General features: G+C 62.1%; 14 protein-coding genes. 7 read left to right on the forward strand and 7 right to left on the reverse strand.

Annotated elements, in window-relative coordinates; translation table 11 throughout:
• Positions 1-442 precede the first annotated feature (442 nt).
• Positions 443-1,957, reverse strand: coding sequence for a polyphosphate:AMP phosphotransferase (gene pap, locus J1G34_RS26325; RefSeq protein ID WP_222994843.1), 1,515 nt, complete (start codon positions 1,955-1,957; stop codon positions 443-445).
• Between the two features lie 155 nt (positions 1,958-2,112).
• On the opposite strand from pap, the gene mnmC reads away from it, so the two are divergent.
• The 5 genes from mnmC to J1G34_RS26350 all read left to right on the forward strand — a co-directional run bounded on the left by mnmC (position 2,113) and on the right by J1G34_RS26350 (position 9,410).
• Positions 2,113-4,116, forward strand: coding sequence for a bifunctional tRNA (5-methylaminomethyl-2-thiouridine)(34)-methyltransferase MnmD/FAD-dependent 5-carboxymethylaminomethyl-2-thiouridine(34) oxidoreductase MnmC (gene mnmC / locus J1G34_RS26330; RefSeq protein ID WP_222994844.1), 2,004 nt, complete (start codon positions 2,113-2,115; stop codon positions 4,114-4,116).
• Between the two features lie 133 nt (positions 4,117-4,249).
• On the forward strand, positions 4,250-6,022 hold the full coding sequence (locus J1G34_RS26335; protein ID WP_122464138.1) for an N-acetylglutaminylglutamine amidotransferase: 1,773 nt from the start codon (positions 4,250-4,252) through the stop codon (positions 6,020-6,022).
• 3 nt (positions 6,023-6,025) lie between these two features.
• On the forward strand, positions 6,026-7,771 hold the full coding sequence (gene ngg / locus J1G34_RS26340) for an N-acetylglutaminylglutamine synthetase (protein ID WP_065887976.1): 1,746 nt from the start codon (positions 6,026-6,028) through the stop codon (positions 7,769-7,771).
• Between the two features lie 136 nt (positions 7,772-7,907).
• Entirely contained in the window at positions 7,908-9,107 is a 1,200-nt protein-coding gene (locus J1G34_RS26345) for an osmoprotectant NAGGN system M42 family peptidase (RefSeq protein WP_122483185.1), read from the forward strand.
• Positions 9,108-9,182: 75 nt separating this feature from the next.
• A complete protein-coding gene (locus J1G34_RS26350) occupies positions 9,183-9,410 on the forward strand; it encodes a YheU family protein (RefSeq protein ID WP_003192759.1) in 228 nt (75 codons plus the stop codon).
• 8 nt (positions 9,411-9,418) lie between these two features.
• Here J1G34_RS26350 and csrA read toward each other — a convergent pair whose 3' ends face one another.
• Positions 9,419-9,622 (reverse strand): carbon storage regulator CsrA, encoded by a 204-nt coding sequence (gene csrA, locus J1G34_RS26355; RefSeq protein WP_065887973.1) that lies wholly within the window; start codon positions 9,620-9,622, stop codon positions 9,419-9,421.
• 128 nt (positions 9,623-9,750) lie between these two features.
• A complete protein-coding gene (locus J1G34_RS26360) occupies positions 9,751-10,566 on the reverse strand; it encodes an SDR family oxidoreductase (protein WP_065894021.1) in 816 nt (271 codons plus the stop codon).
• 329 nt (positions 10,567-10,895) lie between these two features.
• On the opposite strand from J1G34_RS26360, the gene J1G34_RS26365 reads away from it, so the two are divergent.
• Complete coding sequence (locus tag J1G34_RS26365) at positions 10,896-11,048, forward strand: DUF3309 family protein (protein ID WP_003192767.1); 153 nt, start codon at positions 10,896-10,898, stop codon at positions 11,046-11,048.
• Positions 11,049-11,113: 65 nt separating this feature from the next.
• Here J1G34_RS26365 and J1G34_RS26370 read toward each other — a convergent pair whose 3' ends face one another.
• The 4 genes from J1G34_RS26370 to J1G34_RS26385 all read right to left on the reverse strand — a co-directional run bounded on the left by J1G34_RS26370 (position 11,114) and on the right by J1G34_RS26385 (position 14,944).
• A complete protein-coding gene (locus tag J1G34_RS26370; protein WP_057721425.1) occupies positions 11,114-13,201 on the reverse strand; it encodes an LTA synthase family protein in 2,088 nt (695 codons plus the stop codon).
• 395 nt (positions 13,202-13,596) lie between these two features.
• Complete coding sequence (locus J1G34_RS26375; RefSeq protein WP_003172956.1) at positions 13,597-13,788, reverse strand: PLDc N-terminal domain-containing protein; 192 nt, start codon at positions 13,786-13,788, stop codon at positions 13,597-13,599.
• A 68-nt stretch (positions 13,789-13,856) separates the two neighbouring features.
• Positions 13,857-14,387: a hypothetical protein gene (locus J1G34_RS26380; protein ID WP_065887970.1), complete on the reverse strand. Its 531-nt coding sequence runs from the start codon at positions 14,385-14,387 to the stop codon at positions 13,857-13,859.
• 41 nt (positions 14,388-14,428) lie between these two features.
• Positions 14,429-14,944 carry an ankyrin repeat domain-containing protein gene (locus J1G34_RS26385; RefSeq protein WP_065887969.1) on the reverse strand — a complete coding sequence of 172 codons (516 nt, stop codon included), beginning with the start codon at positions 14,942-14,944 and terminating at the stop codon, positions 14,429-14,431.
• Positions 14,945-15,318: 374 nt separating this feature from the next.
• Here J1G34_RS26385 and J1G34_RS26390 point away from each other — a divergent pair, with 374 nt between their 5' ends.
• On the forward strand, positions 15,319-15,597 hold the full coding sequence (locus tag J1G34_RS26390; RefSeq protein ID WP_003172952.1) for a DUF3509 domain-containing protein: 279 nt from the start codon (positions 15,319-15,321) through the stop codon (positions 15,595-15,597).
• Positions 15,598-15,987: the final 390 nt, after the last annotated feature.

Below are 15,987 nucleotides of genomic sequence, written 5' to 3' on the forward strand. Positions count from 1 at the left end.
TCAGTCGATGCAGTTGCAACTGACCCACCGCCATCGGGGGCAAGCCCCCTCCCACAGGTGGACCGAGTCAGGCCCAGGCTATTTCTTTTTCTTCTTGTCGTGCTTGTCGGTTTCGGCGAATGCAGTCTATCCAGTGTGCACAAATCCAATGTGGGAGGGGGCTTGCCCCCGATGGCAGGCTGTCAGTCGATGCAGTTGCAGCTGACCCACCGCCATCGGGGGCAAGCCCCCTCCCACAGGTGGACCGAGTCAGGCTCAGGCTATTTCTTCTCGTCGTTGTCGTGCTTGTCGGTTTCGGCGAATACAGTCTATCCAGTGTGCACAAATCAAATGTGGGAGGGGGCTTGCTCCCGATAGCAGGCTGTCAGTCGATGCAGTTGCAACTGACCCACCGCCATCGGGGGCAAGCCCCCTCCCACAGGTGGACCGAGTCAGGCCCAGGCTATTTCTTTTTCTTCTTGTCGTGCTTGTCGGTCTTCTCGAATGCGTCTTCCAGCGCTCGGTTGATGGTGCGCAATACCTTGACCCGCGCCCAGCGCTTGTCGTTGGCTTCCACCAGCGTCCAGGGCGCCACCTCGGTGCTGGTGCGGTCAACCATGTCGCCCACCGCCGCACGGTAGTCGTCCCACTTGTCGCGGTTGCGCCAGTCGTCTTCGGTAATCTTGAAGCGCTTGAACGGGATTTCCTCGCGGGCCTTGAAGCGTTCCAGCTGAGTGTCCTTGTCGATGGCCAGCCAGAACTTGACCACGATCACACCGGCATCGCGCAGTTGCTCTTCGAAATCATTGATCTCGCCATACGCGCGCATCCAGTCCGCCGGGGTGCAGAAGCATTCGATGCGCTCGACCAGCACGCGGCCGTACCAGGAGCGATCGAACACGGTGAACATGCCCCGCGCCGGGATCTTCTGCCAGAACCGCCACAGGTAAGGCTGGGCGCGCTCGTCTTCACTGGGCGCGGCAATCGGCACGATGTGGTACTGGCGCGGGTCCAGCGCGGCCGCCACACGGCGGATCGCCCCGCCCTTGCCCGCCGCGTCGTTGCCTTCAAAGACGGTGACCAGCGCGTGCCTGCGCATGCGTTTGTCACGCATCAGGCCGGAGAAGCGCGCCTGCTCGGTAATCAGCTGTTCTTCGTAATCGTCCTTGTCCAGGCGCAGGCTCATGTCGAGGCTGTTGAGCAGGCTCATCTGGTCCACCGACGACGGCAGCGGTGCCGGGTTCATGCCACTGGCCTTGACCCTGGCCTGCTTCAACGCGCTTTGCAGGCCTTCGAGCAGGATCTTGCCCACGGTCAGCCCACGGTAATGCGGGTCGACGCCCTCGATCACATGCCACGGTGCGTAGTCGCGGCTGGTGCGGCGCAGCACGCGTTCACCAAAATGCACGAACTTGTCGTAGGTCTTGGACTGCTGCCAGTCCAGCGGGCTGATGCGCCAGCTGTGCAGCGGGTCATCGGCCAGGGCCTTGAGCCGGGCCTTCATCTGTTTCTTGGACAGGTGAAACCAGAATTTGAAGATCAGCGCGCCTTCGTCGCACAGCATCTTTTCCAGGCGCTCGGCACCGGCGATGGCCTGGTCCAGCCGCGCGTCCTTGATCTGCCCATGCACCCGGCCCTGCAGCATCTGGCTGTACCAGTTGCCGAAGAAAATGCCCATGCGGCCTTTGGCGGGCAACTGTCGCCAGTAGCGCCAGGCCGGCGGGCGGGCCAGTTCTTCGTCGGTCTGTTGGTCGAAGGTGCGCACTTCGATCAGGCGTGGGTCCATCCATTCGTTGAGCAGCTTGACGGTTTCGCCCTTGCCCGCGCCTTCGATGCCGTTGATCAGGATGATCACCGGGAAGCGCTTCTGCTGTTGCAGCTCGTACTGCACTTCCAGCAAGGCCTCACGCAGGGCCGGCACTTCGGCGTCATAGGTGTCTTTGTCGATGGCGTGACCGATTTCGGCGGATTCGAACATGGGCAGCTCCGTTTCAAGATGGCTCAAGACTAGCGGATTGGGCAACGACACGCGGGAGGAAATTCAACCGCCGCTTGCCGTGGATCAATTCAACACCGGTTGATCGGCTAGAATGGCCGCCTTGTCTTAACCTGCCGTTATTTATACGAGCCCCCATGACCCCGATCACCCACGCCCAGCTCGACTGGGACGACCAAGGCCGCCCGCACTCGCGGGTGTTCGATGACGTGTACTTCTCCGACCAGTCGGGCCTGGAAGAAACCCGTTATGTATTCCTTGAACAGAACCGCCTGCAGGCGCGTTTTGCGGCCTTGCCGGCCGACGGGCGCCTGGTGATCGGCGAAACCGGATTCGGCACGGGCTTGAATTTCCTGTGTGCCTGGCAGCTATTCGACCAACACGCGGTGGCCGGGGCACGCCTGCATTTTGTCAGCGTGGAAAAATACCCGCTCAGCCATGCCGACCTGCAACGCGCCCTCGCCCTCTGGCCCGAGCTGCAACCTTATGCCGAACAGTTGCTGACCCAGTACATCGCCATCCATCAGGGCTTTCAACGCCTGGTGCTGGACAACGGCCGCGTCACCCTGACCCTGTTGATCGGCGACGCCCTGGAGCAACTGCCGCAGCTGGACGCGCAAATAGATGCGTGGTTTCTCGACGGCTTTGCCCCGGCGAAGAACCCGGACATGTGGACCGCCGAGCTGTTCGCCGAACTGGCGCGCCTGGCCGCACCGGGCTCGACCATCAGCACCTTCACCAGCACCGGCTGGGTACGCCGGCTGATCAATGCCGCCGGGTTCAAGATGAAACGCACGCCCGGCATTGGCCACAAGTGGGAGATCCTGCGCGGGGAGTTCCTGGGGTGGCCCGAGGACCGTCCGGCGCCCGCCCGCGCCAAGCCCTGGTTCGCACGGCCGGCGCCGGTCAGCGGTGACCGCCACGCCATGGTCATCGGCGGTGGCCTGGCCGGTTGCGCCACCGCAGCCAGCCTGGCGGCGCGGGGTTGGCGGGTCAGCTTGCTGGAACGGCATGCCGGACTGGCCGCAGAGGCCTCGGGCAATCCCCAGGGCGTGCTGTACCTGAAGCTCTCAGCGCACGGAACGGCACTGTCCCAACTGATACTCAGCGGCTTCGGGCATACCCGGCGCCTGCTCGAACAGCTGCACCGTGGCGTCGACTGGGACGACTGCGGCGTGTTGCAACTGGCGTTCGACGCCAGGGAAGGCGAGCGCCAGGCCCAACTGGCGGCAGCCTTTCCCCCAGCACTGTTGCACTTGGTCGATCGCGATCAGGCCCGGCAATGCGCCGGGATCGACGTGGCCCAGGGCGGTGTGTTTTTCCCCGAGGGCGGCTGGGTGCACCCACCGTCGCTCTGCCAGTGGCAGGCAACGCACCCCTTGATCAACGTGCTCACCCACCGCGAGGTGCTTGAACTCGACCGAGTGGATGACCAGTGGTGCGCGCGCGACGGTGATCGGCTACTGGCCAGCGCCAGCGTGGTCGTGCTCGCCGGGGCTGCCGAGATCAAGCGCTTCGCACCCAGCGCCGACTTGCCGCTCAAGCGCATACGCGGGCAGATCACCTGCCTGGCGCAGACGCCGGCAAGCCGGGCGCTGGCCACCGTGGTCTGCGCTGAAGGTTATGTCGCACCGGCCCGCCTGGGCGAACATACCCTGGGCGCCAGTTTCGATTTCAATAGCCAGGACCTCACCCCCACCAGCGCCGAACATGCCGGTAACCTGGAGAGGCTGCGCGAAATCTCGGAAGACCTGCTGCAACGCCTGGACGCCGACACAATGGCAGCGGAACACTTGCAGGGCCGCGCGGCCTTTCGTTGCACCAGCCCCGACTACCTGCCGATCGTCGGCCCGTTGGCCGACCTTGAGGCCTTTGCACAGGTGTACGCCGCACTGGGCAAAGACGCCCGGCAAGTGCCAGACCTACCCTGCCCGTGGCTGCCGGGCCTGTACATCAACAGCGGGCACGGCTCACGCGGCCTGGTCACCGCGCCGCTGTGCGGCGAACTGCTGGCAGCCTGGCTCTGTGACGAACCACTGCCCTTGCCGAGCGCGGTGGCCGAGGCCTGTCATCCCAATCGATTTGCCCTGCGCGCCCTGGTTCGCGGCCAATCTCAGGCTTCTAAAGTGCAGGCCGGATGACCTCATGGCAGTTTGCTTTATAACTTATTGATCTAAAACTCCACGCATAGCGCTGGGTCAGTTTCTGGGTACGCGCCCTTCAAGGCGTATTGAGTATTGACCCCTCCCCAACGGAAAAACCGGTAAGGAACTTATGTGTGGACTAGCTGGCGAGTTACGCTTTGATCATCAACCTGCCGACCTGGCAGCCGTGGAACGCATCACGCATCACCTCGCCCCCCGTGGCCCCGACGCCTGGGGCTTTCACGCCCAGGGGCCGATTGCCCTGGGTCATCGCCGCCTGAAAATCATGGACCTGTCGGACGGCTCCGCCCAACCGATGGTCGACGCCCAACTGGGGCTGTCCCTGGCCTTCAATGGCGCGATCTACAACTTCCCGGAACTGCGCCAAGAGCTGGAAGCCCTCGGCTACGCCTTCTATTCCGGCGGTGACACCGAAGTGCTGCTCAAGGGCTATCACGCCTGGGGCGAAGCGCTTCTGCCAAAGCTCAACGGCATGTTCGCGTTCGCCATCTGGGAGCGCGATGCCCAGCGCCTGTTTATCGCCCGTGACCGTCTCGGTGTTAAGCCTTTGTACCTGTCGCGCACCGGCCAGCGCCTGCGCTTTGCCTCGGCCTTGCCGGCGCTGCTCAAGGGCGGCGATATCAACCCGATCCTCGACCCGGTGGCGCTCAATCACTACCTCAACTTCCATGCCGTGGTGCCTGCACCGCGCACCCTGCTGGCAGGCATTGAAAAACTGCCGCCGGCGAGCTGGATGCGCATCGATGCCAGCGGCAAGACCGAACAGCACACCTGGTGGACCCTGCCCTACGGCCCCCATGAGGATGAAAAACACCTGACCCTGGAAGACTGGACCGATCGCGTGCTCGACAGCACCCGCGAAGCCGTCGCGATCCGCCAGCGCGCGGCTGTGGACGTTGGCGTGCTGCTCTCCGGTGGCGTCGACTCGAGCATGCTCGTCGGCCTGCTGCGTGAAGTCGGCGTGCAAGACCTGTCGACCTTCTCCATCGGTTTTGAAGACGCGGGCGGCGAGGCTGGCAACGAGTTCCAGTATTCGGACCTGATCGCCAAGCACTACGGCACCCGTCACCACCAGTTGCGCATCGCCGAAAGCGAGATCATCGAGCAACTGCCGGCCGCGTTCCGCGCCATGAGCGAGCCGATGGTCAGTCATGACTGCATCGCCTTCTACCTGCTGTCGCGGGAAGTGGCCAAGCATTGCAAGGTGGTGCAGAGCGGCCAGGGCGCCGACGAACTGTTCGCCGGTTACCACTGGTACCCGCAGGTGGACGGCGCCAGCGATCCGTATGCGGCTTATCGCGATGCCTTTTTCGACCGCAGCTACGACGACTACGCCGCCACCGTTGCGCCGAAATGGCTGACCGCCAACGACGCCGCCGGGGACTTCGTGCGCGAACACTTCGCGATGCCGGGGGCTGATGCCGCCGTCGACAAGGCTCTGCGCCTGGACAGCACGGTGATGCTGGTGGACGACCCGGTCAAACGCGTCGACAACATGACCATGGCCTGGGGCCTGGAAGCGCGCACGCCGTTTCTCGACTATCGCCTGGTGGAACTGTCGGCCCGCGTGCCGGGCAAGTTCAAGCTGCCCGACGGCGGCAAGCAGGTGCTCAAGGAAGCCGCGCGTCGGGTGATCCCCAGCGAAGTGATCGACCGCAAGAAAGGCTACTTCCCGGTGCCGGGCCTCAAGCATTTGCAAGGCGACACCCTGAACTGGGTGCGCGAGCTGCTGCTGGACCCGAGCCAGGACCGTGGCCTGTTCAACCCCGCCATGCTCGACCGCCTGCTGACGGACCCACAAGGCCAATTGACGCCGTTGCGCGGCTCCAAGCTGTGGCAACTGGCGGCGCTGAACCTGTGGCTCAGCGAACAAGGAATCTGATCAATGAAACCTAACGCCGCGGCGTACAGCCAACGCTTGCTCAAGGGCCAGGCGCCGACCTACGAGCGCCTGCAGGCCCGGCTGGCCGAAGACGGCAGCGCGCAAGGCCCCGAACCGATTGCCGTGCATTGCGGTTGGGGGCGTTTGTTGATCGGGCACACCTTCCCCGACCCCGCCAGCCTTGCCCAGGAACTGCTCAACGAGCAACCCGGCGAGCGCGATATCGCGCTGTATGTGGCCGCGCCCCAGCAGATTCTCGGCATCGATCCGCAGCAGTTGTTCCTCGACCCTTCGGACACTCTGCGCCTGTGGTTCAGTGACTACCGCCCCGCTACCCGTGTGTTTCGCGGCTTTCGTATCCGCCGCGTGCAGAACGAAGCCGACTGGCAGGCGGTGAACCTGCTCTACCAGGGCCGCGGCATGCTGCCCATTGACGCCGAACGCCTGACGCCGCGCCATCAAGGCGGCCCGGTGTACTGGCTGGCCGAAGATGAGGACAGCGGCGCGGTCATCGGCAGCGTCATGGGCCTGAACCATCAGAAAGCGTTCCATGACCCGGAAAACGGTTGCAGCCTGTGGTGCCTGGCGGTAGACCCGCAATGCACCCGGCCCGGCGTGGGTGAGGTGCTGGTGCGCCACCTGGTGGAACATTTCATGAGCCGAGGCTTGAGCTATCTGGACCTGTCGGTGTTGCACGATAACCGTCAGGCCAAGAGCCTCTACGCCAAGTTGGGCTTTCGTGCGTTGAACACCTTCGCCATCAAGCACAAGAACGGCATCAACCAGCCGCTGTTTCTCGGCCCCGGGCCGCAGGCGGGGTTCAATCCTTATGCACGGATCATTGTCGAAGAAGCCCATCGACGGGGCATCGACGTGCAGGTGGATGATGCCGATGCCGGCCTGTTCACCCTCAGCCACGGCGGGCGCCGCGTGCGCTGCCGCGAGTCGCTGAGCGACCTGACCAGCGCCATCAGCATGACGTTGTGCCAGGACAAGAGCCTGACCCACAAGGTGCTCAAGGCCGCCGGCTTGAAGTTGCCGGCGCAGCAATTGGCGGGCAGTGCCGACGACAACCTGGAGTTTCTCGACGAACATCAACGTATCGTGGTCAAGCCGCTCGATGGCGAGCAGGGCCAGGGCGTGGCGGTGGATTTGCACACGTTCGAGGAGGTGCAGCAAGCCATCGACGCGGCGCGCCAGTTCGACAGCCGCGTGCTGCTCGAAAGCTTCCACGAGGGCCTGGACCTGCGCATCCTGGTGATTGGTTTCGAAGTGGTCGCCGCAGCGATCCGCCGCCCTGCCGAAGTGATGGGTGACGGTCAGCATTCGATTCGCGCCTTGATCGAGGCGCAAAGCCGCCGTCGTCAGGCCGCCACCGATGGCGAAAGCAAGATCCCCCTGGACGCCGAAACCGAACGTACCCTCAAGGCCGCCGGCTACGATTACGACAGCGTCCTGCCCCGTGGCGTGCAACTGGCCGTGCGCCGCACCGCCAACCTGCATACCGGCGGATGCCTGGAAGATGTCACGGCCATTTTGCATCCGACCCTGGTAGATGCCGCTGTGCGTGCAGCCCGCGCGCTGGATATTCCCATGGTCGGCCTGGACCTGATGGTGCCCGCCGCCGACCAGCCCGAATACGTCTTCATTGAAGCCAATGAACGGGCAGGCCTTGCCAACCATGAACCGCAACCGACCGCTGAGAAGTTTGTGGATTTGTTGTTTCCGCACAGTCAGCCGGCCGCCTGACCACCGATCGTTCCCACGCTCCGCGTGGGAATGCAGCCCGTGGCGCTCTGCGTCACCACAGCGGACGCAGAGCGTCCCTGGAGGCATTCCCACGCAGAGCGTGGGAACGATCGCCCTCAACTCATCAGGAGTTTCCATGACTCGAACCATTCCCGAACCCGATCTCGTCTACCTGCAAAAAGTGCTGCTGGAAATGCTCGCCATTCCCAGTCCCACCGGCTTCACCGACACCATCGTGCGCTACGTCGCCGAACGCCTGGAAGAGCTTGGCATCCCGTTTGAAATGACCCGGCGCGGCACGATTCGCGCGACCCTCAAGGGCCAGAAAAACAGCCCTGACCGCGCCGTCTCCGCGCACCTGGACACCATCGGCGCCGCCGTGCGCGCCATCAAGGACAACGGCCGCCTGACACTGGCGCCGGTCGGCTGCTGGTCAAGCCGCTTTGCCGAAGGCAGCCGTGTCAGCCTGTTCACCGACAACGGCGTGATCCGCGGCAGCGTGCTGCCACTGATGGCCTCCGGGCACGCGTTCAACACCGCCGTGGATGAAATGCCGGTGAGCTGGGACCACGTGGAACTGCGCCTGGACGCCTACTGCGCGACCCGTGCCGATTGCGATTCCCTGGGGATCAGCGTCGGTGACTACGTGGCATTCGACCCACTGCCGGAGTTCACCGAAAGCGGCCACATCAGCGCACGTCACCTGGACGACAAGGCCGGCGTCGCGGCCCTGCTCGCTGCGCTCAAGGCCATTATCGACAGCGGCGAACCGCTGCTCATCGACTGCCACCCGCTGTTCACCATCACCGAGGAAACCGGCAGCGGTGCCGCCGCAGCCCTGCCCTGGGATGTGAGTGAATTCGTCGGCATCGACATCGCCCCGGTCGCTCCGGGCCAGCACTCCAGCGAGCACGCGGTGAGCGTGGCGATGCAGGATTCCGGTGGGCCGTACGACTATCACCTGTCACGGCATCTGCTGCGCCTGGCGGCGGACAACGACCTGCCGGTACGCCGCGATCTGTTCCGCTATTACTTCAGCGATGCGCATTCGGCGGTCACCGCCGGGCATGACATTCGCACCGCCCTGCTGGCGTTCGGTTGCGATGCCACCCACGGTTACGAGCGCACCCATATCGACAGCCTGGCGGCACTGAGTCGACTGCTCGGCGCCTACATCCTCAGCCCACCGGTATTCGCCAGCGACGCGCAACCGGCACAAGGCTCCCTGGACCGCTTCAGCCATCAGATCGAACATGAGACGCAGATGGAAAGCGATACCCGGGTGCCGTCGGTGGACAGCCTGGTCGGGAACAAGTCCGATACGGGCAACAGCTGACCCTTGAAACGCCCGACACTGTCAACATAAGTCCCGGCACAGTAGCATCGCCGGGACTTGACCCCCGAGGCTTATATGCTGATCCCCTACGACGCGCTTGAAGTCGACACCCTGACCCGCCTCATCGAGGATTTCGTCACCCGCGATGGCACCGACAATGGCGACGACACACCGCTGGAAACCCGGGTACTGCGCGTACGTCAGGCACTGACCAAAGGCCAGGCGCTGATTGTGTTCGACCCGGAAAGCGAGCAGTGCCAACTGATGCTCAAGCACGACGTGCCCAAGCACCTGTTTGATTGACGGTGACGCTACGGGTTGGGCACCGGCACCGGATAGGCGGCACTCGCCTGGCGCTCGAGGATTTTGCGATACACCTCGGCGCGATGCACGCTGACGCCTGCCGGCGCTGCTATGCCGAACTTCACGTGGTTGGCACTGACTTCAAGAATGTGCAAAGCGATATCATCGCCGATGGAAATGCTTTCGCCCAAGGCGCGGCTCAAGACCAGCATGGCGGTTGTCCTTTTTCGAATGTCAGGACCCCGACCATGCTTGTTTGTAGCGTAACCAGCAATGGCTCGCGGCCAAATCAGGCATCACCTACAGGCATAGGTAATTTGCCTGACAGACCGCACCCCTATCAGCCCTTTATGGCCTGCGCCTTGGCGCGCATCTTGTCAGCCATCAGCGTCATCTCGTCATAGAGCAACTGCGGGTTTTTCTGTTTGAGTGTCCACGCCATTCGCCCCTGCTCGTGGGGCAGAATCATGAACTCGCCTGCACTCACGCGCTGATGGATATAGTCGGCGATGTCCGTCGCCGAGATCGGCGAACTCTCGAGCAACTTGCCCACCTGCGCTTTCATCGCCGGGGTCGGCCCGCGAAATGAATCAAGCAGGTTGGTCTGGAAAAACGACGGGCAGACCACATGCACGCCGATTTCCTGCTGCTTGAGTTCCACCAGCAAGCTTTCCGACAGCGCCACCACACCGGCCTTGGCCACGTTGTAGTTACTCATGGCCGGGCCCTGCATCAGAGCGGCCATCGAGGCGATGTTGATGATACGGCCCTTGCTCTTTTCCAGCAGCGGCAGGAACGCCTTGCAGCCCTTGACCACGCCCATCAGGTTGATTGCGATCTGCCAGTCCCAATCCTCGAGCGACAGCTCGGCAAAGAACCCGCCGGACGCCACGCCGGCGTTATTGACGATCACATCGATGCCGCCAAGCTTCACTTCGCACGCCTGCGCCAACGCAGTGAGCTGGCTGTAGTCACGCACATCGCAGCGCTGGATGAAACCGTCGCCACCGGCGTCGCGCACCAACCTCAGGGTTTCCTGCAAGCCCGGCTCGCTGACATCCGACAAGGCCAGCCGCCAACCCTCACGGGCCCAGCGCAGTGCGATTTCACGACCCAGACCGGACCCGGCGCCCGTGATCATCATGCGGTTTTGCATAGGAAGTAGCCTTGTGGTTCACGATGGAAGTGATCGGCAGTGTAGCGAAGGTTCCTGCCGCGCCCACGCACCATCAGAATGATGAATGCCCCAGGCAAACCGCGGGCTCGGTCGGATACTTGCGTATAGCCTAAGTTCAATATTTTTCAACTAACGTTGCGTAGTTGCGGCCGTGTTAAAAGAAATAAGCGAGCAAGCGAAATGCTTTAAAAAAATACTGAATTTTTTATCAGGCGGCAGAGTCGGAGTTGATAAGCCGTCCATTATCAGATGGACGAGACTCCCGCTGAATAACCGGTCTTTACAGAAGGCCTATAAGGAATAAAACCATGAGCCTGATTCTGATCATTATCCTGATTCTCCTGTTGGTGGGTGGCCTGCCGGTGTTCCCGCACTCGCGTAACTGGGGTTATGGCCCGTCGGGTATCCTGGGTGTGGTGCTGGTAGTTCTGCTGGTGCTGTTGTTGCTCGGCAAGATATAAGCCCCTTCCAAGGGTAAAAAAAAGAGGCCTCAATTGAGGCCTCTTTTTTATTGCCGGTTTGTTAGTTAGTCCGGCTTGCCGTCCACCACACCTGCGGTGTTATCCAACAGGCTCTTGGTCGCGGTTTGCAGGAACGACTCAAGTTTCTGCTTGAGCGCCGCTTCGTCCGGCGACTCGGCAATGACCTTGCCGGTCGGGTTGGCGCCCAGTTCGTATTGCCACAACTTCGGTGGCATTTCCTTGGGCAGCACCAGTACGCGGTCAGCCGTCAGCAAGGCGACGGTCTGGTCGCTGCCCGATGGCTTGATCACGCCGAAGCCCTTGTCGCCTTCCGGCAGGTTCAGCAGGTCGCGGCCCCAGCACTGGTGCAGGGTGTCACCGCCGAGGCGACCCATGATGGTCGGGACGATATCGATCTGGGTGCCCACGGTGTGGTCACGCTCGCCGAACTTTTCCTGCATGCCCGGCGCGATCATCAGCATCGGTACGTTGAAACGGCCCAGGTCCATCTCGGTGATCTGTTGCTCGTTGCCGAAGCCGTGGTCGCCCACCACCACAAACAGGGTTTCCTTGAAGTACGGCTCCTTGCGGGCCTTCTCGAAGAACTGGCCCAACGCCCAGTCGGAGTAACGCATGGCCGTCAAATGCTCGTTGAGGCTGCCACGGTCGGTGACCGGCTCAACCGGCAACGGCGTCGGCAACGCGTACGGTGTGTGGTTGGACAGGGTTTGCAGCAGTGCGTAGAACGGCTTGCCGCCTTCGCGAGCCTTCAGTTCTTCCAGGCCACGGTTGAACATGTCCTGGTCGGACACGCCCCAGGTCGGATCGGAAAACACCGGATCGACGAAGTCGTTGCGGCCGATGAAGTTGGTCATGCCTTGGTTGCTGAAGAAGCCCGACTGGTTGTCCCAGGCGAAGTCGCCGTTATAGACGTACACGTCGTCGAAATCGCGCGCGCTCAGCAACTGCGGCAGGCCCGACAGCTTGTGGCTGCCTTCGGGGGTCTGCATCAGGTATTCGAAGCCCGGCAGGTTCGGGAAGCACGCCATGGTGGCGAACATACCCTGGTGGGTGTGGGTGCCGTTGGAGAAGAAGCGATCGAACAGCAGGCCTTCCTTGGACAACTTGTCGAAGTACGGCGTGATGTTGCCTGGACGGCCCAGGGCGCCCACCGAGTGACCGGCGAAGCTCTCCATCAGGATCACGACCACGTTCTTGATCGGCAGGGTCTTCTCGGCCGGCGGCGTGAAATCACGGCGCACGGCGGCGGTGTCGGTATCCACCAGCTTCTCGCTCGGCAGCAGCAGCATGTCACGCACGGTCTGGGTGGCCAGCGGTTGTTCCAGGGTGGCTTTCCAGACGTTGTCGCGATGCGCGGAGAAACGCGCCTTGGCCGCGCCGATCAACGACAGCGTACCGTTAAGGCCCAACTGGTTGGCGAAGTTCGAGTCGGTGGTGTACACGTCGCCCCAACGCAACGGCGGGCCCTGGCGCAGGGTGCCACGGATGGCGACCACGGCGACCAGCAGGCACACCACGAACACCGCGATGCGGCTGTACCACGGCGCCACCTGGCGCGTACCGATGCTGCCGCCACTGAACGGGCCACGTGGGCGCGTTGCACGGTCGGCGCCCTTGAAGGCCATGCTCAGGATCAGCGTGCCCACGGCCCAGGCCAACAGGTAGCGCACCACCGGGAAGCCATACCAGAGCATGCTCACCACGGTTTTCGGATCTTCCTTCACATACTGGAAGACCAAACCGTTGAGGCGCTGGTGGAACTCGCGATAGAAGTCCATCTCCATCAGGCCCAGGAACAGCGCAATGCTGGAGGCAACGGTCAGCCACAACCGGAAAAACCCGCGCGCCGCCATGGCCCGGACGCTGAACAAGGCCAACAGCAGCGGGACCAGCAGGTACATCACCAGGCGGATATCCAGGCGCAGGCCGTTGGCGAACGCTTCCAGGAAGGTCGAGGCGGGTGTGTCGAGGATCATCTCGCGGTTGTAGACCAGCAACGCCAGGCGCAGCAGGGAGAACATCACCATCATGACCAGTGCGCAGAGCAGCGTGTATGCCAGATGGGATTTGACGGTCGGTTGCAGCAGGCGATTTGAAGCTCGCTGCTGATTCAGGGCGTCCGGGTTTGCCATGTCGTTTTAGGACCCATTGGAAGTTGAAGTTGCGAAATTAATGCAGTGGCGTCCGCCCTCGCCCAGGCTGGCCGGGGTGGGTGGTTAACGCGGTGGCGCAAATGGTGCCCGATCAAGGCCGGCAAGGCTATTAATTACTGAACGTGCGAGCTCGCCACCGCTTTAAATGCCCCAGGGATTGGGGCCCTGGCAGAGGAACAAAGCGAGCGAATTGTCTTGGACGGGATGTGAAAATTTCGTGCAGCGAATACTTTCGACACACAAATTCAGCGGGGGTAGGTAAAACCGGCAAAACCAATGTGGGAGGGGGCTTGCCCCCGATAGCGGAGGGTCAGCAACAGATACAGTGCTGACCCACCGCTAATCGGGGGCAAGCCCCCTCCCACAGTGCGGTGTTAGATCCGCACGTTACCGCGCGGCCCGGCGATGGCCCAGATGATCAGGCCCAGTACCGGCAGCAGCAGGATCAACAGAATCCACAACACCTTGGCGCCCGTGCTCGCGCCGCTTTTGAACACGTTGATGATCGCCCAGATATCCAGCGCGAGGATGATCAGGCCAATCAGGCCGTTGAAAGTTGAACCCATGGTGTCGCTCCTAAGTGTGGGGGCATGCCCTTGTAGGATAGTCAGCCCTGACGGGGGTTCCGTATTATTTAAACGTGAACGGCAATCTTCAGGGCTTCGAGCGACGGCTCAGCCTTGATACCAACCTCGGCGCACAGTTCCAGCACCCGCGACAGGTCGTTGCCGAACACCAGGACGGCCTGGATTTCATCATCAAGCAGTTGGCTGAAGTTGAGCAGCACATAGCCACCGTCTTCCGGGCTCAGGGCGCTCATCTGGATCTGGATGCGATTGAGCGCGGTCAGGTCTTCGGTCTTGGCCAATTGCTTGGGCTTGAGGTTGAACGCCACGCCCGGACCGAACGAGGCAACGATCTGCGCAAACAGGTCCGCGTAGGTGTCGGCCTGGAACAGCACAGTGTCCGGCAGGCTGCCGACCACCACCCACTCCCCCAAAGGAATCGGGAAGCTGTCGTCGTAGTTGATATCCGGATTGGCCGCCAGAAAAGCCGCAGGATCCGCGTAGGCCTGAGCTGCTTCATCGGCGATACGCGCTACCTCGTCCGCCCCCATGACACCGCTGCTGATTTTGCTGATGAGTTCGACGAGAGCGGTTTTCATGGGCGGGTCCTGTGGCGGGCGGGTTTTCGAGGGCGCGTAGCCTACACCAGTTTTTGCAACAGCGCCGCCGTATCCACTGCCCCCATGGTCTGCGCCGCCGCCAGCGCCGTCGCGCCCTGGGCATCGGTGGCCTTGGGGTTGGCACCCTGGCCGAGCAGGTAGTCGAGCATTTCGACACGGTTGAACATGGCCGCCATCATCAACGCCGTGCGCCCATCCGAAGACGCCGCTTCAACCGGGGTGCCGCCTTCGATCAGCGCCTTGACCACCGCCAGGTGGCCCTTGAATGCCGCACCGGCAATCGGCAGTTGGTTCTTGTCGTTGGCGATCAGGGGGTCGGCCTTGAACTCCAGCAGCACTTTTACCGCCTCGGCGTGGCCGTGGTAGGCGGCGAGCATCAACAGCGTGTCGCCGTTGTGGTTACGAAAGTTGGCCGGCAGACCTTTGGCCAACAGCGCCGCGAGCATGGCGGCATCGCCCTTGCGGGCGACATCGAAGACCTGCTCGGCAAATTCGGCGGCTTCGTCTTCGGTCATTTGTTGGGGCTGGGTCGACATAGTAGGGCTCCTTTCTGATGCTTTATATGGCGCCCAGTGTCGCGATGGAGTTCCCCGCTGTCATGGCTTTTTTGTCAAAAGCGCCCATAGGCAGAATCAATAGAGAAAGCCCGGTCGCCGGCCGGATGGAATTTATCCCGCAAGCATGCGGTCTGAGTCGTTAGCAAAACAGCATCTGCGTGCAGGAATTAACCGTCTGGATAACGCAAAATGCAGGATGCACGATGGCCTTTCATGCAAATTGCACGAAAACGAAAATCTTAAGATTTTATAAGCCACTGATTTATAAAGACTTTTTATAAGATTCAATACTGGCACAATCACTGCACCTATCACTCCATGCTTGCCAACTTGAGCCAATGGAGCTGATAGACATGAGCCTGATCCAAGATAAATTCGCTTCGGTATTTTCCAACTACGACGTCACCACCCAACCACGTCCAGACGGCGGCATTCTGTTGACCCTGCGTAACAGCGAAGGCAAACAGGTCAAGCGCTCGATCTCGTATCAGCAGCTGCACACCGCCGACCAACTGACCTGGGTCATCAGCGCCATCCGCCGCGACCTGGCCGAACAAGCCAGTGAGCTGCCACAAATTTCGATGCTGCAAAGCCAGAACCGCTTTGCCCTGCCGACTTACCATTCGGCATAAGCGCCACCGTTAAAGAAGGGCCGCAACGCCGTTGAGCGTCGCGGCCCTTTTTTATGTGCGCCACGCATGGATCGTTCCCCCGCTCCGCGTGGGAATGCATCCCGTGACGCTCCGCGTCACCATTGCGCAATTGCCGGATGTTGCGTTGAAAGCAGGACGCAGAGCGTCCTCGGCGGCATTCCCACGCGGAGCGTGGGAACGATCTTGTGCATGACTGAGCGTCGCGGCAAGTCTTTCGCTGAGATGATCGTTCCCTCGCTCCGCGTGGGAATGCATCCTGTGACGCTCCGCGTCACCATTGCGCAATTGCCGGATGTTGCGTTGAAAGCAGGACGCAGAGCGTCCTCGGCGGCATTCCCACGCGGAGCGTGGGAACGATCTTGTGCATGA

This window comes from Pseudomonas sp. Wu6 (genome assembly GCF_019891515.1).
Classification (GTDB): domain Bacteria; phylum Pseudomonadota; class Gammaproteobacteria; order Pseudomonadales; family Pseudomonadaceae; genus Aquipseudomonas; species Aquipseudomonas orientalis_A.

Bases quoted from the DNA above. Each gene is read 5' to 3' on its own strand.
- pap (WP_222994843.1), bottom strand. From the start codon at position 1,957: ATGTTCGAATCCGCCGAAATCGGTCACGCCATCGACAAAGACACCTAT.
- mnmC (WP_222994844.1), top strand. From the start codon at position 2,113: ATGACCCCGATCACCCACGCCCAGCTCGACTGGGACGACCAAGGCCGC.
- J1G34_RS26335 (WP_122464138.1), top strand. From the start codon at position 4,250: ATGTGTGGACTAGCTGGCGAGTTACGCTTTGATCATCAACCTGCCGAC.
- ngg (WP_065887976.1), top strand. From the start codon at position 6,026: ATGAAACCTAACGCCGCGGCGTACAGCCAACGCTTGCTCAAGGGCCAG.
- J1G34_RS26345 (WP_122483185.1), top strand. From the start codon at position 7,908: ATGACTCGAACCATTCCCGAACCCGATCTCGTCTACCTGCAAAAAGTG.
- J1G34_RS26350 (WP_003192759.1), top strand. From the start codon at position 9,183: ATGCTGATCCCCTACGACGCGCTTGAAGTCGACACCCTGACCCGCCTC.
- csrA (WP_065887973.1), bottom strand. From the start codon at position 9,622: ATGCTGGTCTTGAGCCGCGCCTTGGGCGAAAGCATTTCCATCGGCGAT.
- J1G34_RS26360 (WP_065894021.1), bottom strand. From the start codon at position 10,566: ATGCAAAACCGCATGATGATCACGGGCGCCGGGTCCGGTCTGGGTCGT.
- J1G34_RS26365 (WP_003192767.1), top strand. From the start codon at position 10,896: ATGAGCCTGATTCTGATCATTATCCTGATTCTCCTGTTGGTGGGTGGC.
- J1G34_RS26370 (WP_057721425.1), bottom strand. From the start codon at position 13,201: ATGGCAAACCCGGACGCCCTGAATCAGCAGCGAGCTTCAAATCGCCTG.
- J1G34_RS26375 (WP_003172956.1), bottom strand. From the start codon at position 13,788: ATGGGTTCAACTTTCAACGGCCTGATTGGCCTGATCATCCTCGCGCTG.
- J1G34_RS26380 (WP_065887970.1), bottom strand. From the start codon at position 14,387: ATGAAAACCGCTCTCGTCGAACTCATCAGCAAAATCAGCAGCGGTGTC.
- J1G34_RS26385 (WP_065887969.1), bottom strand. From the start codon at position 14,944: ATGTCGACCCAGCCCCAACAAATGACCGAAGACGAAGCCGCCGAATTT.
- J1G34_RS26390 (WP_003172952.1), top strand. From the start codon at position 15,319: ATGAGCCTGATCCAAGATAAATTCGCTTCGGTATTTTCCAACTACGAC.